Source organism: Streptococcus infantis (genome assembly GCF_047464155.1).
Lineage (GTDB): Bacteria > Bacillota > Bacilli > Lactobacillales > Streptococcaceae > Streptococcus > Streptococcus infantis_U.
On sequence record NZ_JASHCL010000001.1, the window covers coordinates 244311 to 269487 of the forward strand.

Genomic DNA, 25177 nt, shown 5'->3' on the forward strand with positions numbered 1-25177 from the left:
GGAGGAAATTTATGGTATTACAACGAAATGAAATCAATGAAAAAGATACATGGGATCTATCAACGATCTTTGAAACAGACCAAAAATGGGAAGAAGAATTAGCCCTATTAACTGAGGATACAAAAGAAGCAGCTAGTCTTGAGGGACATCTTTTGGATAGCGCAAAAAGCCTTCTTAATATTACAGAGCGTTATTTGGATTTGAGTCGTCGTCTTGAAAAACTCTATGTCTACGCTCATATGAAAAACGATCAGGATACACGAGTTGCTAAATATCAAGAATACTATGCAAAAGCAATGACTCTATACAGTCAACTCGACCAGGTATTCTCTTTCTATGAGCCAGAATTTATGGCAATTACTGAAGAGCAGTATCAAAACTTTTTAGCAGAAGAACCAAATCTTCAGCCTTATAAACACTTCTTTGATAAACTCTTGCAAAATAAGGAACATGTCCTTTCACAACGTGAAGAAGAGTTGCTTGCAGGTGCTGGAGAAATCTTCGGGGCAGCTAGTGAAACCTTTGCTATCTTAGATAATGCAGATATCGTCTTTCCATTTGTTAAAGATGAAGATGGAAACGAAGTGCAGTTGTCACACGGCGTCTATATGCGCTTAGTAGAATCTAAGAACCGTGAGGTTCGTCGTGGTGCATATGAAGCACTATACTCTACCTATGAGCAATATCAACATACCTACGCTAAAACCTTGCAGACAAATGTAAAAGTACAAAACTACCGTGCAAAAGTTCGGAACTACAAGAGTGCGCGTGAAGCAGCTCTTGCAGCGAACTTTGTTCCAGAAAGTGTCTATGACAACTTAGTATCTGCGGTTCGTAAGCATTTACCATTATTGCATCGTTATCTCGCGCTTCGTTCAAAAATTTTGGGTATTCCAGACCTTAAAATGTATGATGTTTATACACCATTGTCTTCAGTAGAATACAGCTTTACTTATGAGAAAGCCTTGAAGAAGGCAGAGGAAGCTTTAGCTGTTCTTGGTGAGGATTACTTGAGTCGTGTTAAACGCGCCTTTAGCGAACGTTGGATTGATGTGTATGAAAACCAAGGCAAACGTTCAGGTGCATATTCTGGCGGTTCTTATGATACCAACGCCTTCATGCTTCTTAACTGGCAAGATAATCTCGATAATCTATTTACTCTGGTACATGAGACAGGTCACAGTATGCATTCTAGCTACACGCGTGAAACACAACCTTATGTATACGGAGATTACTCAATCTTCTTGGCAGAAATTGCTTCAACAACCAATGAAAATATCTTAACTGAAAAATTATTGCAAGAAGTTCAAGATGACGCAACACGCTTCGCTATTCTAAACAACTTCTTGGATGGTTTCCGTGGAACAGTCTTCCGTCAAACTCAATTCGCTGAATTTGAACATGCTATTCACCAAGCCGATCAAAATGGAGAAGTCTTGACAAGCGAGTTCTTAAACAATCTCTATGCTGACTTGAACCAAGAATATTATGGCTTGAGCAAGGAAGACAACCCTCAAATTCAATACGAGTGGGCTCGTATCCCTCATTTCTACTATAATTACTATGTATATCAATATTCAACAGGCTTTGCAGCAGCTTCGGCCTTGGCTGAAAAGATTGTTCACGGTAGTCAAGATGATCGTGACCGTTATATTGATTACCTCAAGGCTGGGAAGTCAGACTATCCTCTAAATATCATGCGAAAAGCTGGTGTTGATATGGAAAAAGAAGACTATCTTAATGATGCCTTTGCAGTCTTTGAACGCCGTTTGGATGAGTTCGAAGCCCTTGTTGAAAAATTAGGATTAGCATAAAATGGTTGAGTCATACAGTAAAAATGCTAACCATAACATGCGACGGCCTGTTGTTAAGGATGAGATTGTGGAATTTATGCGCCATAGACAAGAGCAGGTGACTGGTTCTTTAAAAGAACTAGAAAACTTTGCTCGCAAGGAGAATATTCCTATCATTCCTCATGAAACAGTCGCTTATTTCCGTTTCCTAATGGAAACAATTCAACCAAAAAATATTTTAGAAATTGGAACGGCAATTGGCTTTTCGGCACTTTTAATGGCTCAACATGCCCCAGAGGCTAAAATTACAACCATTGATCGGAATCCTGAAATGATTGGTTTTGCCAAGGAAAATTTCGCCAAGTTTGATAATCGCCAACAAATCACTCTTTTGGAAGGCGATGCGGTAGACGTTTTGTCAACATTGACAGAGACCTATGATTTTGTTTTTATGGATTCTGCAAAATCCAAATACATCGTATTTTTGCCAGAAATCCTAAAACACCTTGAGGTTGGTGGAGTAGTTGTCTTGGATGATATTTTCCAAGGTGGAGACATTGCTAAGGATATTATGGAAGTCCGACGCGGGCAACGAACCATTTATCGTGGTTTGCAAAGACTATTTGACGCAACTCTAAACAATCCAGGATTAACAGCTAGTCTAGTTCCTCTTGGAGATGGAATCTTGATGCTAAGAAAGAATCAAGCAGAAATAGAACTGCCTGATGTTGATTAATTTCAGATATTTTTAAGACAATTTAGTAAAATAGATAAGGTAAACATTTATCTAGTGTATAAAAAGGAGTAAACATGAAGAAAAAATTATTGGCTGGTGCCATCACTTTGTTATCAGTAGCTACTTTGGCTGCTTGTTCAAATAGCTCTCAAGGAGCTGACCTCATCAGTATGAAGGGTGATGTCATCACTGAGCACCAATTTTATGAAGAAGTGAAAAACAACCCAACTGCTCAACAAATTTTGCTCAATATGACAATCCAAAAAGTTTTTGAAAAACAATATGGATCTGAAGTAAGTGACAAAGAAGTAGAAGATGCAGTAGCAGAAGAGCAAAAAAGATATGGTGATAGCTATCAAATCGTTCTTTCTCGTGCTGGTATGACAGCAGAAAGCCGTAAAGCTCAAATTCGTACAAGTAAATTGGTTGAGTATGCTGTTAAAAAAGCTGCAGAAGCTGAATTGACGGATGAGAACTACAAAAAAGCTTACGATGAATACACACCAGAAGTAACTGCGCAAATTATTAAACTTGATAGTGAAGATAAGGCTAAAGAAGTTCTTGCTAAAGCTAAAGAATCTGGAGCTGACTTCGCACAATTGGCTAAGGATAATTCAACTGACGAAAAGACAAAAGCAAATGGTGGAGAAATCACCTTCGACTCTGCATCAACAGAATTGCCAGACGTTGTTAAAAAAGCAGCCTTTGCCCTTAATGTTGATGGAATCTCTGATGTGATCACAGCTCCAGGTACACAAGCTTATTCAAACAGTTTCTATATTGTGAAATTGACCAAGAAAACAGAAAAATCTTCTAACTGGGAAGATTATAAAGAAAAATTGAAGACAGTTATCTTGACTCAAAAACAAAATGATGCTACTTTTGTTCAAGGTGTAATTAGTAAAGAGTTGCAGGCGGCAAATATCAAGGTTAAAGATCAAGCCTTCCAAAATATCTTTACTCAGTACATTCAAAGTGATACAACAACTCAAACAACAACTACATCAGCAGCAACTGAAACGACAACAACTGCAGCTGAAACGACAACAACATCTTCAAACTAATGATGACAACTCTATCTTTCTACTCTTGAAAGGTAGAGTTTTTTTGAAGTTTTCTTAGCTAAAAGTTAAAAATATAAATAAATGTTTGTGAATTCTAAAAGCTTAAATTCTAGGCTTTAACGGATAAGAGTTTTTTTCTAGTCTAAAAAGTGGTATAATAGCATGTAAAACTAGAATTAATAGAAAATTAAAAATTTAGTAGATGGTGAAATATGAAAATTAGTAAAAGGCACCTGTTGAATTACTCTATTTTAGTGCCCTATATTCTCTTATCCGTTCTGGGATTGATAGTGGTATATTCGACAACAAGTGCATCCTTGATTCAGGAGGGTAAGAGCGCCTTTCAATTGGTTCGAAATCAGGGCTTATTTTGGATCGTTAGTTTGTTGCTTATTGCAGTAATCTATAAGCTGAAACTTGGTTTTCTTCGAAACGAACGTTTGTTATTTATCGTTATGTTTGCTGAGTTAGTGTTACTAGCTTTAGCACGTTTGATTGGGATTCCCATCAATGGTGCTTACGGTTGGATCAAAGTAGGACCTATTACTGTTCAGCCTGCGGAATACTTGAAAATTATCATCATTTGGTACTTGGCTCAACGCTTTTCAAAACAACAAGAAGAAATTGCCGTTTATGATTTCCAAGTATTAACTCAAAACCAATGGTTTCCTAGAGCGTTTAACGATTGGCGATTTGTCCTTCTAGTCATGATTGGTAGTTTGGCTATTTTCCCTGACCTTGGAAATGCTACAATTCTCTTTTTGGTAGCATTGTTGATGTACTCAATTAGTGGGATAGCTCACCGATGGTTTGCAACTATTCTTGGAGTATTGACCAGTTTATCCTTTGTTTCTCTAACAACCATTAAGCTTGTTGGTGTTGATAAGTTTTCTAAGATTCCAGTATTTGGATACGTAGCTAAACGATTCAGTGCTTTCTTTAATCCATTTGATGATGTCGCTGGTGCAGGACACCAGTTGGCAAATTCATACTATGCTATGGTAAATGGAGGATGGTTTGGACTAGGATTAGGAAACTCTATCGAAAAACGAGGCTATCTACCTGAGGCACACACGGACTTCGTTTTCTCTATTGTGATTGAAGAGTTTGGATTTGTTGGTGCCAGTCTTATCTTAGCTCTATTATTCTTCCTAATTCTTCGTATTATTTTAGTGGGGGTACGAGCAAAAGATCCGTTTAACTCTATGGTAGCAATCGGTATTGGTGGAATGATTTTAATTCAGGTATTCGTTAATATCGGAGGGATTTCAGGATTGATCCCTTCAACAGGTGTAACCTTCCCATTCCTTTCACAAGGGGGGAATAGTCTCCTGGTTCTATCAGTAGCTATCGCCTTTGTGTTAAATATCGATGCTAGTGAAAAACGTGCAAAACTCTACAGCGAATATGAAGCACAGCTCTAAGAAAATGTGACAAGGAGAAAAATATGTCTCTTCAAAAACTAGAAAATAACAGAAACAAAACTGTAGTCCAAGAAGAAGTTCAAATCTTGACAGATTTACTTGAAGATATCACGAAAAATATGCTTCCTGCTGAGACTTTTGACAAGATTATGCAGTTGAAGAAGCTATCATCAAATCTAGACTATCAAGGACTAGATAAGGTAGTGAGAAGCCTTTCAAATGATGAAATGGTCTACATCTCCAGATATTTCTCTATTTTACCACTTTTGATTAACATCTCCGAAGACGTAGACTTAGCTTATGAGATTAACCATCTAAACAATATTGATCAAGATTATCTTGGTAAATTGTCAACAACCATTGAAATGGTTGCTGAAAAAGAAAATGCGGCTGAAATTCTTGAACATCTGAACGTGGTGCCAGTATTAACAGCCCATCCAACTCAGGTTCAACGTAAGAGTATGCTGGACTTGACTAATCATATCCATACTCTCTTGCGTAAATACCGTGATGTGAGAATGGGACTTATTAACAAAGAAAAATGGCACAATGATCTTCGTCGCTACATTGAGATTATCATGCAGACGGATATGATTCGTGAGAAGAAACTAAAAGTAACGAATGAAATCACAAACGTGATGGAATATTACAATAGTTCTTTCCTACAAGCTGTACCAAATCTAATGTTAGAGTATAAGCGTCTTGCAAAAGAGCAGGGAATTGACCTAAAACAAGCAAAACCTATCACCATGGGAATGTGGATTGGTGGAGACCGTGATGGCAATCCATTTGTAACTGCTGAAACACTCATGCGTTCGGCTACCATTCAAAGTGAAGTGATCTTAAACTACTACATCAGTAAGATTTCTAGTCTCTACCGTACTTTCTCTCTTTCTACTAATTTATCTAAGACAAGCAAGGCTGTTGAAGAAATGGCTGCTCAATCTAGTGATACATCTGTTTTCCGCGAGAAAGAACCTTATCGTCGGGCTTTTCACTTTATTCAATCAAAATTAATTCAAACTCTCTTAAATTTGAAAGAGTGGGCTCTTGTCGGCTCATCAGCAGATGAACGCCATCATATTGAACGACTCTTTGGAACTCAAGGACATCAACAAGGAGTGGTTACTGACTATATTAGTAATCGTCTCTCAGGAGCCATTCAAGAATTGGCTGAAGATCGTCCTCCTTACTACGAAACAATTGAAGAATTTAAACAAGACTTAGCTATCATTAAAGATTCATTGCTTGAAAATAAGGCAGAAGCCTTGCTTACTGGAGAGTTTGCTGAGCTTTTGGAGGCTGTTGAAGTCTTTGGTTTCTTCTTGGCATCTATCGATATGCGCCAAGACTCAAGTGTTCATGAAGCCTGTGTTGCTGAATTGTTAGCATCTGCTGGAATTAATGACCATTATAGCGATCTTTCAGAAGATGAGAAGTGCGAGTTGCTTTTACATGAACTATTAGAAGACCCTCGAATCTTGTCAGCTACTCATGCTGAAAAGTCTGAACTTCTTGAAAAAGAATTAGCCATTTTCCAAACTGCACGTGAATTAAAAGATCGTTTGGGAGAAGACGTCATTCGTCAAACGATTATTTCTCATGCAACCAGCGTGTCTGATATGTTAGAATTGGCGATTATGCTGAAAGAAGTCGGTCTTGTAGATGCTGAAAAAGCACGTGTTCAAATCGTGCCTCTCTTTGAAACAATTGAGGATTTGGATCATTCCGAAGAGACTATGAGAAAGTATTTCTCTTTACCGCTTGCTAAGAAGTGGATTGCTTCAAAAGATAATTATCAAGAAATCATGCTAGGGTACTCTGATAGTAATAAGGATGGTGGTTATCTATCATCTTGTTGGACATTATACAAAGCTCAACAACAATTAACCGCTATCGGTGATGAATTTGGAGTCAAAGTAACCTTCTTCCACGGTCGTGGTGGTACTGTTGGTCGTGGTGGTGGCCCTACTTATGACGCCATTGCTTCTCAACCACTCAAATCAATCAAGGACCGTATTCGATTAACTGAACAAGGAGAAGTTATCGGAAATAAATACGGAAACAAGGATGCAGCTTACTATAACTTGGAAATGTTGGTATCAGCGGCTATCAACCGTATGATTACACAGAAGAAGAGTGATACTAATACGTCAAATCGCTATGAGGCAATCATGGACCAAGTAGTCAGTCGTAGCTATGATATCTACCGTGAACTAGTATTTGGAAATGATCATTTCTACGATTATTTCTTTGAATCTAGTCCAATCAAGAATATCTCAAGCTTTAATATTGGTTCTCGTCCAGCAGCACGTAAAACAATCACTGAAATTGGTGGTCTACGTGCCATTCCTTGGGTATTCTCATGGTCACAAAGTCGTGTCATGTTCCCAGGTTGGTATGGTGTTGGGTCAAGCTTCAAGGAATTTATTGATCAAGATCCCAAAAATATTGAATACCTTCGTGACATGTATCAGAACTGGCCTTTCTTCCAGTCACTCCTATCTAACGTTGATATGGTCTTGTCAAAATCAAATATGAATATTGCTTTTGAATATGCTAAACTTTGTGAAAGTGAAGAAGTACAAGCAATCTACTATACTATTTTGGATGAATGGCAATTGACTAAGAATGTTATCCTGGCTATTGAAGGCTATGATGAACTTTTGGCAGAAAATACTTACTTGAAAGACAGTTTGAACTACCGTATGCCTTATTTCAATATCCTTAACTATATCCAGTTGGAATTGATTAAGCGTCAACGTCGTGGCGAGCTTTCTTCAGATGAAGAAAGATTGATTCATACAACTATTAACGGAATTGCTACAGGATTACGTAATTCAGGTTAATACAAGCTATATTTTTTAAAAACCGTAGGAATTTTCATAATTTTAAAAAATAATTCATAAAAAGCCTTGACAAGTTTTAGTAAAATGATATAATTTAAACATTCAGAAAGTAATCATTGAAATTTTTTAGAGAGTCTGTGGTTGGTGGAAACAGATAAGTGGAAGTGATGAAAATTGGGCTGAATGTTATTAAGAATTTGAAATCATAAGAATTCGGTGAGCACACCTTACAGTGCAACTCGTGAAGCGAGTAAGAGCGATAGGACAAGTTCCTATAATTGAGGTGGCACCGCGCATCGACGTCCTCACACAAGTTTTTTGTGTGAGGACTTTTTCTATGGGGAGGCAATTTTATGGAAATTAAGCGATGGCGACGCTTGGTAGAGTTATATTGAAAGTGAAATGAACATTACTAAGTTTAAGAAAAATAAGGAGAAATAGATATGAATAAACGTTTAATTGGTATTATTGCAGCACTAGCACTTGTAGTTGGAGGAAGCTTGGTCTACTCTAACTTAACGAAACAAGAAACTAAAACAGAGACAGCTAACAAGACAGCTAAAGTTGGTGTTTTACAATTCGTCAGCCATCCATCACTTGATTTGATTTACCAAGGTATCCAAGATGGACTTGCTGAAGAAGGTTATAAAGGTGACCAAGTTAAAATCGACTTTATGAACTCAGAAGGTGACCAAAGTAAGGTTGCGACAATGAGTAAACAATTAGTAGCAAACGGAAACGATGTTGTTGTCGGTATCGCAACTCCAGCAGCTCAAGGGCTTGCAAGTGCAACAAAAGATCTTCCAGTTATTATGGCAGCTGTAACTGACCCAATCGGTGCTAACCTTGTAACAGATTTGGAAAAACCAGGTGGGAACATCACAGGTGTATCTGACCACAACCCTGCTGAGCAACAAGTTGAATTAATTAAAGCTTTGACACCTGATGTTAAAACAATCGGAGCTCTCTACTCAAGTAGTGAAGATAACTCTAAATCTCAAGTTGAAGAGTTCAAAACTTACGCTGAAAAAGCTGGTTTGAAAGTAGAAACTTTTGCAGTTCCATCAACTAACGAAATTGCTTCTACAGTAAACGTCATGACTGGAAAAGTAGATGCAATCTGGGTTCCAATTGACAACACAATCGCATCTGCGTTCTCAACTGTAGTATCAAGTAACCAAACAGCTAAAAAACCAATCTATCCAAGTGCAACTGCAATGGTAGAAGCCGGTGGTTTGGCATCAGTCGTTGTGGATCAACACGATCTTGGTGTGGCTACTGGTAAGATGATCGCTAAAGTCTTGAAGGGTGAAAAACCTGCTGATACTCCAGTCAATGTCTTCTCAACTGGTAAATCAGTTATCAACAAAAAACTAGCTCAAGAACTTGGAATCACTATTCCAGAATCAGTTCTTAAAGAAGCTGGTCAAGTAATCGAATAAGAATGAAGGAGGAGTTGGAGACATCTCCTCCAATTTTTAAAAGAAGGAAATGAATGTAACATGATAGTATCGATAATTTCACAAGGATTTGTCTGGGCTATTCTAGGTTTGGGAATCTTTATGACCTTTCGAATCCTCAACTTTCCAGATATGACAACGGAGGGCTCTTTCCCGTTGGGAGGAGCGGTAGCAGTAACTCTAATCACACAAGGAGTCAATCCTTTTCTTGCTACCTTAGTAGCTGTTGGAGCAGGCTGTCTTGCAGGTTTAGCGACTGGTCTTCTTTACACGAAAGGAAAGATTCCAACACTCTTGTCTGGTATTTTGGTGATGACTTCTTGCCATTCTATCATGCTCATGATTATGGGACGCGCAAACCTTGGGCTTTTGGGAACCAAACAAATCCAGGATGTTCTTCCTTTCTCATCTGAGGTTAATCAATTATTTACAGGCTTGATTTTTGTGACTTTGGTTATCCTTCTCATGCTTTTCTTCCTAGATACCAAACTTGGACAGGCCTATATCGCGACAGGAGATAATCCAGATATGGCTCGTAGTTTTGGTATCAATACTGGACGTATGGAGCTTATGGGCTTGGTCTTGTCAAATGGTGTGATCGCACTTGCTGGCGCTCTTATCGCTCAACAAGAAGGCTATGCCGATGTCTCTCGTGGTATCGGGGTTATCGTAGTTGGTCTTGCAAGCTTGATTATCGGTGAAGTTCTCTTCAAGAGTCTAACTCTAGCAGAACGCTTGGTTACTATAGTTGTTGGTTCTATTAGTTACCAATTCTTGGTATGGGGAGTCATTGCTCTCGGCTTTAACACTAGCTACCTCCGTCTATACAGTGCTCTTATCCTAGCAACTTGCTTGGTAATTCCAACCCTTAAGGATAAATACTTGAAAGGAGTCAAGTTAAGCAAATGACAGCGATTGTAGAATTGAAAAATGCCACAAAAATTGTGAAAAGTGGATTTGATGAAGAAAAGATTATCCTAAACGATGTTTCGCTTGATATTTATGAACATGACTTCATCACAATCTTGGGTGGAAATGGAGCAGGAAAGTCAACCCTTTTTAATAGCATTGCAGGAACTTTACCTTTAACCAGTGGTAGTATTCGCATCATGGGTGAGGATGTCACAAATTTCAGACCTGAAAAACGTGCTAAGTACCTTTCTCGTGTCTTCCAAGATCCTAAGATGGGAACTGCCCCTCGTATGACGGTTGCAGAAAATCTCTTGATTGCAAAATTCCGTGGAGAAAAACGTGGTCTCTTTCCAAGAAGACTCTCAGCTTACAAGGAAGAATTTCAAGCAACCATTGAGAAGGTTGGAAATGGACTAGAAAAACACTTGGATACACCGATTGAATTCTTGTCAGGTGGACAAAGACAGGCTTTGAGTCTCTTAATGGCAACCTTAAAACGTCCAGAACTCCTTTTATTGGATGAGCACACAGCTGCGCTTGACCCTAAAACTAGTGTGGCTTTGATGGAATTAACGGATGACTTTGTCAGTAAGGACCATCTGACTGCTTTGATGATTACCCACCATATGGAAGATGCTCTCAAGTATGGAAATCGCCTCATTGTCATGAAAGAAGGACGAATCATTCAAGATTTAAACAAGGATGAAAAAGCCAAGATGAAGATTTCTGATTACTATCAACTATTTGAGTAGATAATTTTTAAATCAAGTATCCTTAAAAACTTAGAAGTAAGATTTCGCTTCTAGGTTTTTTTAGTGGCGTTTAAACTTTATTCATATTTCCTTTTTTGCCAATTTTACTTTATAATGGAATCAATCTAAGAATCTTAAACTTTAATAGAAGTAAGGAGATAAACACATGGCATACACACAAGAAGATTTTCAAGAATGGATTTTTCAAATTGGATTTAAGATGGACTATTTTACTAGGGAGTTTGCTGAGGAACAAGGCCTTCATTTAGACTATAGCATGCAGTCCTTGGATGATTTGGAGGCTTGGATCTTGGCTCACTACGAAGACCACCATGCTTTGATAGCAGACCGCAAGATGTTGGATTATTTGACCGTTTATATCGGTGAAACCTTCCGTAAGCACCTAGGAGGAAAATGGTTTATTGATCTTAAAAATAAAAAGAACGCCTATTATTCTATGCCTGTATTGACTGATCCATCCTATAGAGGAGTGGTATACAAAGCACCATTGACTTATGCAACGGCTTGCATTAGTAGAAAAGATGGTCAGTATATTAGCAGGATATTGAAAAATAATCTCGAAAATCAAGTGAAATAGTCTTTAATTTTTCTATTTTTCTTTCAAATATTAGAATGGTTTGCTCAAAAGATTCACTTTTTCATGACAACTGTAAACTTATGAAATAGTCTCATGTAAAGTGTATGAAATGGTTTACTTTTTTTCAGAAATAAAGTATACTATATAAAGTAAACTGTGATAAAATGGAGGTATTGTATATGGTTGACAAGAGAGTCATCGAAGAAATCAAAAACAATACCAATATTGTCGAAATCATAGGAGAAGTAATTTCCTTACAAAAATCTGGACGGAACTTTTTAGGGCTCTGTCCTTTTCATGGTGAAAAGACCCCTTCCTTTAACGTAGTTGAAGATAAGCAGTTTTACCACTGTTTTGGTTGTGGCCGTTCTGGAGATGTCTTTAAATTCATTGAAGAATATCAACAAGTAACCTTTGCCGATGCCGTGAGGATTCTAGGCGAACGTCTTGGGATACATCTTGAAACTCCTGTACACAACCCTGTCCAACATACGTCACCCCATCAAAATCTTTATGAGATGCATGATAAGGCTGCACGCTTTTATCATGCAATCCTAATGACGACTAAGATGGGTGAGGAGGCGAGAAACTATCTCTATAAACGTGGCTTGACCGATGATGTCATTAAACATTTTATGATTGGTCTAGCTCCAGCAGAACGCTCTTATCTTTATCAGCGTTTAGCAGACGATTATAGTGAGAAGGACTTGCTGGATTCAGGTCTATTTTATCTTTCCGAGAGTAATCAATTCTTTGATACCTTCCATAACCGGATTATATTTCCACTCTCTAACGATCAAGGTAAGGTAATTGCTTTTTCTGGTCGTGTTTGGCAAGAGACGGATTCTCAAACTGCCAAGTATAAAAATAGTCGCGCGACGGCAATTTTTAATAAGAGTTACGAATTATATCATTTGGATAGGGTAAAAAAAGGGTCTGGTAAGGCTCCTGAAATTTATCTAATGGAAGGTTTTATGGATGTCATTGCAGCCTACCGTGCTGGTATTGAAAATGCAGTAGCTTCCATGGGAACAGCCTTGACTGCTGAACACGTTGAACATCTCAAACGCTTTACAAAAAAAGTGATTATCACTTATGATGGTGATAAGGCAGGACAAGCAGCAACTGCTAAAGCTCTAGAGGAATTTGGTGATTTACCAGTTCAAATTGTTCAGATTCCAGATGCAATGGACCCTGATGAGTATTTACAAAAGAATTCTCCAGAGGATTTGGCTTATCTTTTATCCAATACTCGAATCAGTCCGATTGAGTTTTATATCCATCATTACAAACCTAGTAATAGTGAAAATCTTCAAGCACAGATTGATTTTATCGAGAAAATTGCACCTCTTATCGTCAAAGAACCTTCTATCACAGCCCAGAACACCTATATTCATTTGTTGACAGATCATTTACCATCTTTTGATTATCAACAAGTTGAGCACATTATCAACGAAAGTCGTGTTAGACAGAGACAAGAGAAGGTTAAGCAGGTTGTTAATCCGACACCAATTACCATGTCAGTTTCTAAACAATTGACGGCAGTCATGAGAGCTGAAGCACATATTCTTTATCGTATGATGGAGCACCCCCTTGTGTTGAATGATTATCGTTTGAGAGATGATTTTGTATTTGAAACTCCAGAGTTTCAGACCTTGTATGGACTCTTGATTGATAATGGTTCGATATCTTCTGAAGATTTAGCAAATCAGACTAGAGAAGTGGAAAATGCTTGGTACCAAGTGTTAGCCTTGGATCTACCTTCTGAAATGTCTCCAGAAGAACTAAAAGAAGTGGAAGAGTCTCGTAATCGTGCTCTTTTGAATCAACAAAACTTGCAAATCAAAAAGAAGGTTCAGGAAGCTAGTCATGTAGGTGATACTGATACTGCTTTAGAAGAGCTTGAACGCTTAATTGCCCAAAAAAGAAGAATGGAGTAAGAATGGCAAAAAAACAAAAAGAAGTAACAACTTTTGATGTCCAAGTCGCTGAGTTTATTCGTAACCATAAGAAAACTGGTACTGCGACAGATGACGAAATCAACAATGTTCTTGTAATTCCTTTCGCTCTTGATGTTGAAGGGATTGAAAACCTGTTGCAACGTATTCAAGATGCTGGTATTGCAATCACGGATAACGAAGGAAACCCAAGTGAACGTGTTCTAAGTACTGAGGAAGAACCCGAACTTAGCGATGAGGATTTAATTGGTTCTACATCTGCCAAGGTTAACGATCCTGTTCGCATGTATTTGAAAGAAATTGGGGTTGTACCTCTTCTTACAAACGAAGAAGAAAAAGAGTTGGCTCTTGCTGTTGAAGCAGGTGATGTTGAAGCTAAGCAACGTCTAGCAGAAGCTAACCTTCGTTTGGTTGTGTCTATCGCGAAACGCTATGTTGGACGTGGAATGCAATTCCTTGACTTAATCCAAGAAGGTAACATGGGGCTTATGAAAGCCGTTGATAAATTTGACTACTCTAAAGGGTTCAAATTCTCAACTTATGCAACTTGGTGGATCCGTCAGGCTATTACCCGTGCCATTGCTGACCAAGCTCGTACCATCCGTATCCCAGTTCACATGGTGGAAACAATTAACAAGCTTGTTCGTGAACAACGTAATCTTCTTCAAGAGTTAGGACAAGATCCTACTCCTGAGCAAATTGCAGAACGTATGGATATGACACCTGATAAGGTTCGTGAAATCCTTAAAATTGCTCAAGAACCAGTTTCTCTTGAAACACCAATTGGTGAAGAAGATGACAGCCACCTTGGTGACTTTATCGAAGATGAAGTGATTGAAAATCCAGTTGACTATACAACTCGTATCGTCTTGCGTGAGCAGTTGGATGAAGTTCTAGATACCTTGACTGATAGAGAAGAAAATGTTCTTCGTCTACGTTTCGGTCTTGATGATGGTAAAATGCGTACTCTAGAAGATGTGGGTAAAGTCTTTAATGTCACTCGTGAACGTATTCGTCAGATTGAGGCAAAAGCTTTGAGAAAACTTCGTCAACCAAGTAGAAGCAAACCGCTTCGTGACTTTATCGAGGATTAAGATAGAGGAGACTGAATATGGCTTACACAGAAGAGCAAATTGAAAACATAAAAACTCGTATTTTGACGGCTCTAGAAGAGGTTATCGACCCAGAATTAGGAATTGATATCGTCAACTTAGGTTTAATTTATGAGATTCGATTTGATGGTGATACCGGTGATACTGAGATTGATATGACCTTGACGACTATGGGTTGTCCTTTGGCCGACCTCTTGACTGATCAAATCTATGATGCTATGACAGATGTGCCAGAGGTTACTAACGTTGAAGTAAAATTAGTTTGGTATCCAGCTTGGACGGTTGAAAAAATGAGTCGCTATGCACGTATCGCTTTAGGTATTAAATAGAATGATAAAAAAGAGAAATAGTATAAGTGTTAGGAAATTCCCTAGCTTTTATGCTATCTCTCTTTTAATTTGCTGATTTTCTTTCAATAAAATGATATAATAGATAGTATGGAAAAAGAGAAATTACGCATCAATATGCTAAGTTCGAGTGAAAAGGTAGCAGGACAAGGTGTATCTGGAGCTTACCGTGAACTTGTGCAACTTTTGAAACGTGATGCGAAAGACCAACTAATAGTAACGGAGAATCTTCCTGTAGAAGCTGATGTTACTCATTTTCATACAATCGACCTTCCTTATTATTTGTCAACATTCCAAAAGAAGCGTTCTGGTCGTAGAATTGGTTATGTCCACTTCTTACCTGATACGTTGGAGGGCAGTTTGAAGATTCCATTCTTTCTAAAAGGAATTGTGAAGCGCTACGTATTTTCTTTTTATGACCGTATGGAACATTTAGTTGTGGTTAATCCTACTTTTATCGAAGATTTGGTTGCAGCTGGTATTCCTCGTGAAAAGGTGACCTACATCCCTAACTTTGTGAATAAAGAAAAATGGCATTCACTTCCTGAAGAAGAAGTAAGGAAACTTCGAAGTGACATGGGATTGAACGAAAATCAATTTGTAGTAGTAGGGGCTGGGCAGGTTCAAAAGCGTAAAGGGATTGATGATTTCATTACACTTGCTGAGGAACTACCGGATATCACCTTTATTTGGGCTGGAGGCTTCTCTTTTGGTGGGATTACAGATGGTTATGAACGTTATAAAAAAATCATGGATAATCCTCCAGAGAATCTGATTTTCCCTGGAATTGTTGAGCCAGAACGGATGAGAGAGCTGTATGCTTTGGCAGATTTGTTCTTACTTCCTAGCTATAATGAGCTCTTTCCGATGACTATTCTAGAAGCTGCGAGTTGTGAAGCTCCCATTATGCTTCGGGACTTAGATCTTTATAAGGTGATTCTAGAAGGAAATTACAGACCAACCACCGATGTGGAAGAGATGAAAGAAGCCATTTTGGAATACAGAGCGCATCCAGAAGCACTAAAAGAATTAAAAGAGAGGGCTAAGGCTATTTCAAAAGAATACTCAGAAGAGCATCTTTTAGAAATCTGGCTAAAATTCTATCGGGAGCAAGCAGCTTTAGGAAAAAAATGAGGTAGTATATGCGAATTGGATTATTTACAGATACTTATTTCCCACAGGTCTCGGGTGTTGCGACCAGTATTCGAACCTTAAAAACTGAGCTTGAAAAGCAAGGGCATGCAGTCTTTATCTTTACGACAACTGATAAGGATGTTAATCGCTATGAAGACTGGCAAATTATCCGTATTCCTAGTGTTCCTTTCTTTGCTTTTAAAGACCGTCGTTTCGCTTACCGTGGATTTACGAAAGCTCTTGAGATTGCGAAACAATACAAACTCGATATTATTCATACCCAAACTGAGTTTTCTCTTGGTTTATTGGGAATTTGGATTGCTCGAGAACTGAAAATCCCAGTCATTCATACATATCATACCCAATATGAGGATTATGTCCACTATATTGCTAAGGGTATGTTGATTCGTCCAGGTATGGTCAAGTATCTTGTGAGAGGATTTCTTCATGACGTTGATGGAGTCATTTGTCCGAGTGAAATTGTGCGTGATTTGTTATCTGATTATAAGGTAAAGGTTGAAAAGCGTGTCATTCCTACAGGGATTGAACTTGCCAAGTTTGAACGGCCTGAGATTGGTCCTGAGCAAATCAGTGACCTCCGAGATAAACTTGGTATCAAGAAAAGTGAAAAGATGCTTCTAAGTCTTTCTCGTGTTTCGTACGAGAAGAATATTCAAGCAGTTCTTAAAGCTTTACCAGATGTCCTAAAAGAAGAACCAAATGTTAAACTGGTTGTAGCTGGAGATGGACCTTATTTAGACACCCTTAAGGAGCAAGCAGAAGATTTAAAAATTCAAGATTCTGTTATCTTTACAGGTATGATACCGCCAAATGAGACGGCACTCTATTATAAGACAGCTGATTTCTTCATATCGGCTTCTACAAGTGAAACTCAGGGATTGACTTATCTGGAAAGTTTAGCTAGTAAGACACCTGTTATTGCCCATGGTAATCCTTATTTGGATAATCTCATCAATGATAAAATGTTCGGAACCCTTTATTATGAGGAAAGGGACTTGGCAGGAGCGATTCTTGAGGCTTTACTTGCTACTCCACTGATGGATGAAAAACACTTGGCTGAAAAGTTATATGAAATTTCTGCTGAGAATTTTGGTAGAAGAGTCCATGAATTTTATCTAGACGTTATTATTTCAAATAATTTTGCCAAAGAAATAGGGGCTGACGAACCTGTTACAAAACGTATTTTAAAGACAGTCTTCTATATCCCGCAACAGGCTGTTACTATGCCAGTTAAAGGTTCGAAGCGTATGCTTAAGGCATCTAGAAAACAATTAAGAAATTTAAGAAAATATATAAATGATTAATCGAATCAAAGAAAGGAAATAAAAATATGAAAAAGAAATTTATGAGAAGTGGTAGAGATCAAAAAATCGGTGGTGTATGCGCTGGTTTAGCTAATTATTTTGATATCGACCCTACAATCGTACGTGTTATTTGGGGAGTTTTGGCTTTCTGTTATGGTGCTGGACTTATTGCTTATTTAATCTTGTGGGCAATCGCTCCTGTATCAGATGAATATTAAGAACAGAGTATTATAGTAAAGGAGAAAAAATGGCATTCGGTGATAATGGTAAACGTAAAAAAACATTCTTTGAAAAACTTACAATGTTTGTTGTATTAGTAATGTTATTTGTAACATTGGCAGGTATCTTTGCTACTGCTATTGGTGTATTTAGCAGATTCTAAAAAGTTAATCATTTTATTGTTTGGCAATAAGTTGGGTGACTGGGATTTCCCAGCCCTTTTTGAAGTGAGAAGAGAATATGAGTATGTTTTTAGATACAGCCAAGATTAAAGTAAAGGCTGGTAATGGTGGCGATGGCATGGTTGCCTTTCGTCGTGAAAAATACGTCCCTAATGGTGGACCATGGGGCGGTGATGGAGGACGTGGTGGTAACGTTGTTTTCGTTGTAGACGAAGGTTTACGTACCCTTATGGACTTCCGTTACAATCGTCATTTCAAAGCCCAATCTGGCGAGAAGGGAATGACCAAAGGAATGCATGGTAGAGGGGCAGAAGACTTGATTGTCCGTGTACCTCAAGGGACAACTGTGCGTGATGCTGAGACTGGTAAAGTTCTCACTGATTTGATAGAGAACGGACAAGAGTTCATCGTGGCTCATGGTGGACGTGGTGGTCGTGGAAATATCCGTTTTGCAACACCAAAAAATCCTGCTCCAGAAATCTCAGAAAATGGAGAACCTGGTCAAGAACGTGAATTACAGTTAGAACTTAAGATTCTTGCTGATGTGGGTTTGGTTGGCTTCCCATCTGTCGGTAAATCAACACTCCTTAGCGTGATTACATCTGCTAAGCCAAAAATCGGTGCCTACCACTTTACGACAATTGTTCCAAATCTTGGTATGGTTCGTACCCAGTCCGGTGAATCCTTTGCCGTTGCAGACCTTCCTGGATTGATTGAAGGTGCTAGCCAAGGTGTTGGACTAGGAACTCAGTTCTTGCGCCATATCGAGCGCACTCGTGTTATCCTGCATATCATTGATATGTCAGCTAGCGAAGGACGTGATCCTTACGAGGACTATCTAGCAATCAATAAGGAACTTGAATCTTACAATCTTCGTCTGATGGAGCGTCCACAGATTATTGTTGCCAATAAAATGGATATGCCTGAGAGTCAAGAAAACCTTGAAGAATTCAAGAAAAAATTGGCTGCTAATTATGATGAATTTGAAGAATTACCACCAATCTTCCCAATTTCAGGTTTGACTAAGCAAGGACTTGCACCACTATTAGACGCAACGGCTGAGCTTCTTGATAAAACGCCAGAATTCCTTCTTTATGACGAATCAGAAATGGAAGAAGAGGCTTACTATGGCTTCGATGAAGAAGAAAAACCATTTGAGATTGGTCGTGACGATGATGCAACATGGGTTCTTTCAGGTGAAAAACTCATGAAACTCTTTAATATGACTAACTTTGACCGTGATGAGTCTGTCATGAAGTTTGCTCGTCAGTTGCGTGGTATGGGTGTTGATGAAGCTCTTCGTGCTCGTGGTGCTAAGGACGGCGACCTTGTCCGTATTGGAAAATTTGAGTTTGAATTTGTAGACTAGGAGATAGCTATGGGTGATAAACCAATATCTTTCCGAGATGCTGACGGAAATTTTGTTTCTGCAGCAGACGTCTGGAATGAAAAGAAATTAGAAGAACTTTTTAATCGCCTCAATCCCAATCGTTCATTGAGACTTGCGAGAATGAAAAAACAAGCCGAAGAAAAAAAATAAGAATAAAAGAACCCGTGATATTTGTATCACGGTTTTTCTGGTTTACTGACTATTTTTGATAAGGAATTTCTAGACTAGATTGTGAAAGGTCCACAGTTAATTGATAGTCTGTATTGTCACGGATAGTAATCTCAAAGTCAGTAGTATAAAGAACTAGTCGGATTGTATCGTCTTTTTTTAGTTTGTAAATCGTTGGTTGGAGTTCAAATTGGAATTCCATCCATTCATCTGGCTTAACTTCTTCAATTTTCAATAAATCATGACGATTTTGGAGATTGAGGTAGCCTTTGGTAATAACACGCTGGGCATTTGGACTATATGGTAGTTCACAAAGGTTTTCCAGCATATGGTAACGACCATTATCAATAGTACGAGCAGTCAAAACTCCTGGATATGGTTGTAGGTATTTCTTTTGACCAAGTTCGAGAAGTTGAGCAGAAAGTAAGCCTTTGTTTGTACTTGACTTGAGACGAAGGTTCAGTTTAACACGCCCATTAAGATGAAGGTCTTCTGTCACTTGCAGGTCTATGCTAACCTGATTGACTTTTCCTTGATAGAGTTCATTATTAAAGGTTTGGTAGGTTTTTCCAAAACGTTCGAAGTCAGAATTCTGGTAATGATTTTGAATGACAGCTTCTTCAGTACCTAAAGAGAAAGTTCTATGTTCAGCTTGATTACCAAAATCTTCAAGTGGCAGCCAAGTTTGAGGATTAGTGTTATCTTGCCAAACGACTCTTGGTAGTTGGTAGTCAGTGTTTTGACCCAATAATTTCTGTGTCAAAAGGGCATTCATAGATTCACGGAAATCAATTGACTGCCAGTTGTTCATATAAACATGGGCGCCGTTATGGTAAAAGAGATGTTTTTTAATATTGCTTGGAAGAGTATTGAACATTTGATAGACATGAAGTGGTTTTACATTCCAGTCTTGTGAACCGTGAGTAAAGACAACTTCAGCCTCAACCTTTTGGGCATTGAGTAGGTAGTTTCTGTCATGCCAAAATTGGTTATAATCACCCGTTTTACGGTCTAGATTTTTCTTGAGTTCTTCTATGGAATCTTTATGAGCCTCGTTACCACGAATAAAGTCACCAGCTAAGAGATTACGAGAATAAGTTAATTCATCTAATGAATCAAAGTCCTCTCCAGGATAGCCGCCTGGGCTTGTCACAAGACCATTTTCACGGTAATAGTTGTACCATGAAGAGATACCTGCTTCAGCAATAATGACTTCTAAACCATCAACTCCTGTAGTGGCAAGGCCGTTAGACATTGTTCCGAGGTAAGAAAGTCCAGTAGTTGCTACTTTACCATTTGACCAGTCAGCTTTGACTTGACGTTTACGACTATGGTCTGTAAAGGCACGACAACGACCATTTAGCCAATCGACAACATTTTTATAGGCTTCAACTTGTCGGTAATCTCCGTTGGTCATTTGACCTTGTGAATCCTTGGTACCAAGACCTGATACATAGATATTGGCAAATCCTCTTGGGAGGAAGTAGTCGTTAAGTGTGTAGCTACTGTTGATATGAGTGAGTTTTTCTTCAGCTTCTGGAACGAGTTCAGCTCCCCCAACAGGTTCAACCAAGTCTAATGTTGGAATCTCTAGAGAAATTTCATGCGGTTCCTTGACTTCTAGCTCAGCTTCCATTTTGTAAAGAGCTTTATCGCTTGCTTTATCATTGGTTCCTTGATGGTATGGGCTTGCAGTCATAACAGCTGGAATCATACCGTTGTATGTTGGTCGGATTATGCTCACCTTAATGAGGTCAGGAAGTCCATCTCTATCAGAATCAACACGAGTCTCCACATAAACTACTTCACGAATGACATTGTTAGTATGGAAGGTTGCCAAACTCTTGCCATTGAAGTAATGGTAAGAGTTGTCCTCAGGAATAAAACCATCACTAACTAGCTGATCAATCAAGGTATTTCCCTTTTTAGTGCGCGTATTAAGAAGTTGGTAGAGGTTGTCAATCAAATTTCCATAAACGATAGGGAAGGCTGTTTCTTGATGAAAATCCAGACCGTCTTCAAAGTCTACTAAGTAACTGAATCCTAGTAACTGAAAGACTACAGTATAGAAAATTTCTGCAGTTAATTCACGTTCTGAATTGAAGAAAGCGAGCAGATCAGTTTCTTTATCAACTGCTAAAGCGGAAAGTGGATAATCGGTATTTTTGTAATTGAAGAAACAAGTTCTAACAAAGGCTTCAAACTGTTCTTTATGTGAAGCTGAAAGATCAAGCTTGAATCCAAGCTCAGATAATTCTTGTAAAGCTTGTTGGTTTGTAACGGGATAATAACTAAATTGATTAAAACGCATAGATGCCTCCTTTGAAGATTCTTTCAAAAGTCATTATATCAAAAAAAGATAGAAAACAACAGAAAGAGTAGAGATATGTCTGATAGTCAGGTGTGATAAGAGAGTCGATACTAAAACAAGGACAATTTTCATTTTTTGAGTATCCTATAAGGATATGCTATACTAGATATATGTTAGATTTGGAGAAATATGGCGTGTCCATGTGGGAAGAGGAGAGGATTCTCTCTTTTCGAAAAAAGTTATTAGCTTGGTATGATGAAAATAAGCGGGACCTACCTTGGAGAAGGAACAAGAATCCCTATCATATCTGGGTGTCTGAAATCATGTTGCAGCAAACCAGAGTTGATACAGTCATTCCTTATTATGAACGGTTTCTAGAATGGTTTCCGACTGTAGAGAGTTTAGCAATCGCACCTGAAGAACGTTTATTAAAAGCTTGGGAAGGTCTTGGTTATTATTCTCGTGTTCGCAATATGCAAACAGCAGCTCAGCAGATTATGAATGAGTTTAATGGAGAATTTCCATCCACTTATGAAGGAATTTCAAGTCTGAAGGGGATTGGTCCCTATACGGCTGGAGCTATTTCAAGTATTGCCTTTAATCTACCACAACCAGCAGTTGATGGGAATGTCATGCGTGTTTTGGCTCGTCTATTTGAAGTTAATCATGACATTGGAAATCCAAGCAACCGCAAGATATTTCAAGCTATGATGGAAATTTTGATTGATCCAGAACGTCCAGGTGATTTTAACCAAGCTTTGATGGATTTGGGTTCAGATATTGAGGCACCCGTTAATCCGAGGCCAGAAGATAGTCCAGTTAAAGATTTTAGTGCTGCCTATCAACATGGAACAATGGATCGCTATCCGATTAAAGCGCCAAAGAAAAAACCAGTTCCTATATTTTTAAATGCTTTAGTTGTGCAAAATGACCGAGGCGAGTTTTTACTTGAAAAGAATGAAAGTGAAAAGTTACTTGCTGGATTTTGGCATTTCCCCTTGATTGAGGTAGATGAATTTTCAAAAGATGAAGAACTAAATCTCTTTAATCAGGTTGCTGAATCATCTATTCAACTTGGACCATCACCGCAAGAAAGTTTTGAGCAGGATTATGATTTAGAAGTTGAATGGCAGGATAGTGATTTCAAAGAAGTGAAGCATATCTTTAGCCATCGAAAGTGGCATGTACGAATCCTAGCGGGACAAGTAGTTGATAGTAAAGAGTATAGCGACAAAGAAGTTGTTTGGTTAACTCCAGATGAGTTTGACCTCTATCCACTTGCAAAACCTCAACAAAAAATTTGGCAAGAGTATTCAAAAAGATGCTGACACACCAGTCTTTCGTGTCTTCTTTGCATTTTTTTGGTATAATTGATATAAGGAAAAAGGTGACTATATGAAAAAAATATTGATTGTAGATGATGAAAAACCAATCTCAGATATTATTAAGTTTAATATGACCAAGGAAGGCTATGAAGTTGTTACAGCCTTTAATGGACGTGAAGCGATTGAACTGTTTGAAGCTGAAAAACCTGATATTATTATTTTGGACTTGATGCTTCCAGAAATTGATGGTCTTGAAGTGGCTAAAACAATTCGCAAGACAAGTAGTGTTCCGATTATCATGCTTTCTGCAAAAGACAGTGAGTTTGATAAGGTTATCGGTCTTGAACTTGGTGCGGATGATTATGTGACTAAGCCATTTTCTAACCGTGAGCTACAAGCGCGTGTTAAGGCTCTTCTTCGTCGTACGGAGTTAGTAGCAGTGGATAACCAAGAGGAAGATACTAAATTGCAAAGTCTTCAAATTGGGGATTTAGAGATTCTTCCAGATGCTTATGTAGCCAAAAAATATGGGGAAGAATTAGACTTAACTCATAGAGAGTTTGAGTTGTTGCATCACTTAGCTTCTCATCTAGGTCAAGTTATTACCCGTGAACATCTCCTTGAGACTGTTTGGGGTTATGATTATTTTGGTGATGTTCGTACTGTCGATGTTACCATTAGACGTCTACGTGAGAAGATTGAAGACACACCAAGTAGACCTGAATATATCTTAACTCGTCGTGGTGTGGGTTATTATATGAGAAATAATGATTGAAGTAATTAGACAAACAATTTTAACCAGAGATTTCGTCTTTGTACTCATTTTAATTGGTTTTATCATGCTTGTTAGCTTTCTCTTGCTTGAAGGCCGTAGAGATAATATCCGACTCAAACAGTTAAATCAAAAGATTAAAGATTTAATTGCTGGTGATTATTCTCAGGTATTAGATATGCAGGGGAATACTGAAATCACTAACATTACGAATAACTTAAATGATTTGTCTGAAGTAATTCGTCTAACTCAAGAAAACCTTGAGCAGGAAAGTAAAAGATTGCATAGTATCCTATCATACATGACTGATGGGGTTCTTGCAACAAATCGTCGTGGTCAAATCACGATGATTAACGATATGGCTAAAAGGCAACTTGGAGTTGAAAGTGATGACGCGCTCAATCAAAACATTTTAGAGTTGCTCAAGATTGAAGATGAGTACGAGCTTAGAGACTTAATTACGCAAAGTCCTGAAATGATGATTTATTCCCAAAATGTAAATGGGGAGTATATTAGTTTGCGTGTGCGTTTTGCCTTGATTCGTAGAGAATCCGGCTTTATCTCTGGTTTGGTAGCAGTTCTACATGATACGACTGAACAAGAGAAGGAAGAACGCGAGAGAAGGCTTTTCGTTTCCAACGTTAGTCATGAATTGCGAACTCCATTGACCAGTGTAAAATCTTACCTAGAGGCCTTGGATGAGGGTGCATTATATGAACCTGTTGCTCCTGATTTTATCAAAGTATCTTTAGATGAGACCAACCGTATGATGCGAATGGTGACGGACCTCTTGCATCTTTCGCGTATTGATAATGCAACTAGCCATTTAGATGTTGAATTGATTAACTTTACAGCTTTCATTACGTTTATCCTAAACCGTTTCGATAAGATACGAGCCCAGGATCAAGAAAAGAAATACGAGTTGGTTCGTGATTATCCCATTACATCGGTCTGGATTGAAATTGATACTGATAAGATGACTCAGGTAATCGATAATATTCTTAACAATGCCATCAAGTATTCTCCTGATGGTGGGAAAATTACGGTTAGCATGAAAACCACTGATGACCAGATGATTTTATCCATTTCTGATCAAGGACTTGGAATTCCTAAAGAAGATTTACCGAAGATTTTTGACCGTTTCTACAGGGTTGATAAGGCTAGAAGTCGTGCCCAAGGTGGGACTGGTTTAGGTCTTGCTATAGCAAAAGAAATCATCAAGCAACATAATGGATTTATCTGGGCCAAGAGTGAATATGGCAAGGGTTCAACCTTTACCATTGTTCTTCCTTATGATAATGATGCTGTAAAAGAAGAAGTATGGGAGGATGAAGTAGAAGACTAGA

22 protein-coding genes and 1 other annotated feature are annotated in these 25177 nt (G+C 38.3%); of the genes, 21 read left to right on the forward strand and 1 reads right to left on the reverse strand.

Annotated features, from left to right (window positions below; translation table 11 throughout):
• Nucleotides 1-11: 11 nt before the first annotated feature.
• The 18 genes from pepF to QM810_RS01220 all read left to right on the forward strand — a co-directional run bounded on the left by pepF (nucleotide 12) and on the right by QM810_RS01220 (nucleotide 19405).
• Entirely contained in the window at nucleotides 12-1814 is a 1803-nt protein-coding gene (pepF, locus tag QM810_RS01135) for an oligoendopeptidase F (protein WP_414253548.1), read from the forward strand.
• Nucleotide 1815: 1 nt separating this feature from the next.
• On the forward strand, nucleotides 1816-2529 hold the full coding sequence (locus QM810_RS01140; protein ID WP_074324722.1) for an O-methyltransferase: 714 nt from the start codon (nucleotides 1816-1818) through the stop codon (nucleotides 2527-2529).
• 74 nt (nucleotides 2530-2603) lie between these two features.
• Complete coding sequence (prsA, locus tag QM810_RS01145; protein ID WP_414253549.1) at nucleotides 2604-3593, forward strand: peptidylprolyl isomerase PrsA; 990 nt, start codon at nucleotides 2604-2606, stop codon at nucleotides 3591-3593.
• A gap of 212 nt (nucleotides 3594-3805) precedes the next feature.
• Nucleotides 3806-5017, forward strand: a complete 1212-nt coding sequence (gene ftsW, locus QM810_RS01150; RefSeq protein ID WP_016465935.1) for a cell division peptidoglycan polymerase FtsW — start codon at nucleotides 3806-3808, stop codon at nucleotides 5015-5017.
• Between the two features lie 23 nt (nucleotides 5018-5040).
• The gene (gene ppc, locus QM810_RS01155; RefSeq protein ID WP_414253550.1) at nucleotides 5041-7866 is read left to right on the forward strand and encodes a phosphoenolpyruvate carboxylase; all 2826 of its coding nucleotides are present in this window, start codon (nucleotides 5041-5043) and stop codon (nucleotides 7864-7866) included.
• 94 nt (nucleotides 7867-7960) lie between these two features.
• Nucleotides 7961-8176, forward strand: a binding site (T-box leader).
• 133 nt (nucleotides 8177-8309) lie between these two features.
• A complete protein-coding gene (gene trpX, locus QM810_RS01160) occupies nucleotides 8310-9308 on the forward strand; it encodes a tryptophan ABC transporter substrate-binding protein (RefSeq protein ID WP_414253551.1) in 999 nt (332 codons plus the stop codon).
• A gap of 60 nt (nucleotides 9309-9368) precedes the next feature.
• Nucleotides 9369-10235, forward strand: a complete 867-nt coding sequence (locus QM810_RS01165; protein ID WP_036752806.1) for an ABC transporter permease — start codon at nucleotides 9369-9371, stop codon at nucleotides 10233-10235.
• Nucleotides 10232-10990, forward strand: coding sequence for an ABC transporter ATP-binding protein (locus QM810_RS01170; protein WP_414253552.1), 759 nt, complete (start codon nucleotides 10232-10234; stop codon nucleotides 10988-10990). Before QM810_RS01165 ends, QM810_RS01170 begins: the two co-directional genes overlap by 4 nt.
• A gap of 166 nt (nucleotides 10991-11156) precedes the next feature.
• Entirely contained in the window at nucleotides 11157-11588 is a 432-nt protein-coding gene (locus QM810_RS01175; RefSeq protein WP_414253553.1) for a hypothetical protein, read from the forward strand.
• Nucleotides 11589-11767: 179 nt separating this feature from the next.
• Nucleotides 11768-13528 (forward strand): DNA primase, encoded by a 1761-nt coding sequence (gene dnaG / locus QM810_RS01180; RefSeq protein ID WP_414253554.1) that lies wholly within the window; start codon nucleotides 11768-11770, stop codon nucleotides 13526-13528.
• Nucleotides 13529-13530: 2 nt separating this feature from the next.
• Entirely contained in the window at nucleotides 13531-14640 is a 1110-nt protein-coding gene (rpoD, locus tag QM810_RS01185) for an RNA polymerase sigma factor RpoD (RefSeq protein WP_004252673.1), read from the forward strand.
• Between the two features lie 17 nt (nucleotides 14641-14657).
• Nucleotides 14658-14987 carry a metal-sulfur cluster assembly factor gene (locus tag QM810_RS01190; protein WP_006145447.1) on the forward strand — a complete coding sequence of 110 codons (330 nt, stop codon included), beginning with the start codon at nucleotides 14658-14660 and terminating at the stop codon, nucleotides 14985-14987.
• A gap of 108 nt (nucleotides 14988-15095) precedes the next feature.
• A complete protein-coding gene (locus tag QM810_RS01195; protein WP_414253555.1) occupies nucleotides 15096-16139 on the forward strand; it encodes a glycosyltransferase family 4 protein in 1044 nt (347 codons plus the stop codon).
• Between the two features lie 8 nt (nucleotides 16140-16147).
• Nucleotides 16148-17464 (forward strand): glycosyltransferase family 4 protein, encoded by a 1317-nt coding sequence (locus QM810_RS01200; RefSeq protein WP_414253556.1) that lies wholly within the window; start codon nucleotides 16148-16150, stop codon nucleotides 17462-17464.
• Nucleotides 17465-17490: 26 nt separating this feature from the next.
• Nucleotides 17491-17682, forward strand: a complete 192-nt coding sequence (locus QM810_RS01205) for a PspC domain-containing protein (protein WP_052689745.1) — start codon at nucleotides 17491-17493, stop codon at nucleotides 17680-17682.
• A 29-nt stretch (nucleotides 17683-17711) separates the two neighbouring features.
• Nucleotides 17712-17846 (forward strand): DUF4044 domain-containing protein, encoded by a 135-nt coding sequence (locus QM810_RS01210; protein WP_045615867.1) that lies wholly within the window; start codon nucleotides 17712-17714, stop codon nucleotides 17844-17846.
• Between the two features lie 77 nt (nucleotides 17847-17923).
• Nucleotides 17924-19234 (forward strand): GTPase ObgE, encoded by a 1311-nt coding sequence (obgE, locus tag QM810_RS01215; RefSeq protein WP_033630851.1) that lies wholly within the window; start codon nucleotides 17924-17926, stop codon nucleotides 19232-19234.
• Nucleotides 19235-19243: 9 nt separating this feature from the next.
• Nucleotides 19244-19405 carry a hypothetical protein gene (locus tag QM810_RS01220; protein ID WP_006148428.1) on the forward strand — a complete coding sequence of 54 codons (162 nt, stop codon included), beginning with the start codon at nucleotides 19244-19246 and terminating at the stop codon, nucleotides 19403-19405.
• A 49-nt stretch (nucleotides 19406-19454) separates the two neighbouring features.
• Here QM810_RS01220 and QM810_RS01225 read toward each other — a convergent pair whose 3' ends face one another.
• The gene (locus QM810_RS01225; RefSeq protein WP_414253557.1) at nucleotides 19455-21734 is read right to left on the reverse strand and encodes a Xaa-Pro dipeptidyl-peptidase; all 2280 of its coding nucleotides are present in this window, start codon (nucleotides 21732-21734) and stop codon (nucleotides 19455-19457) included.
• A 170-nt stretch (nucleotides 21735-21904) separates the two neighbouring features.
• Between QM810_RS01225 and mutY the strand changes: the two genes are divergently transcribed.
• The 3 genes from mutY (at nucleotide 21905) to vicK (ending at nucleotide 25176) form a co-directional block, all read left to right on the forward strand.
• A complete protein-coding gene (mutY, locus tag QM810_RS01230; protein ID WP_414253558.1) occupies nucleotides 21905-23062 on the forward strand; it encodes an A/G-specific adenine glycosylase in 1158 nt (385 codons plus the stop codon).
• Nucleotides 23063-23129: 67 nt separating this feature from the next.
• A complete protein-coding gene (yycF, locus tag QM810_RS01235; RefSeq protein WP_006151970.1) occupies nucleotides 23130-23834 on the forward strand; it encodes a response regulator YycF in 705 nt (234 codons plus the stop codon).
• A complete protein-coding gene (gene vicK, locus QM810_RS01240) occupies nucleotides 23827-25176 on the forward strand; it encodes a cell wall metabolism sensor histidine kinase VicK (protein WP_414253559.1) in 1350 nt (449 codons plus the stop codon). Before yycF ends, vicK begins: the two co-directional genes overlap by 8 nt.
• Nucleotide 25177 lies beyond the last annotated feature (1 nt).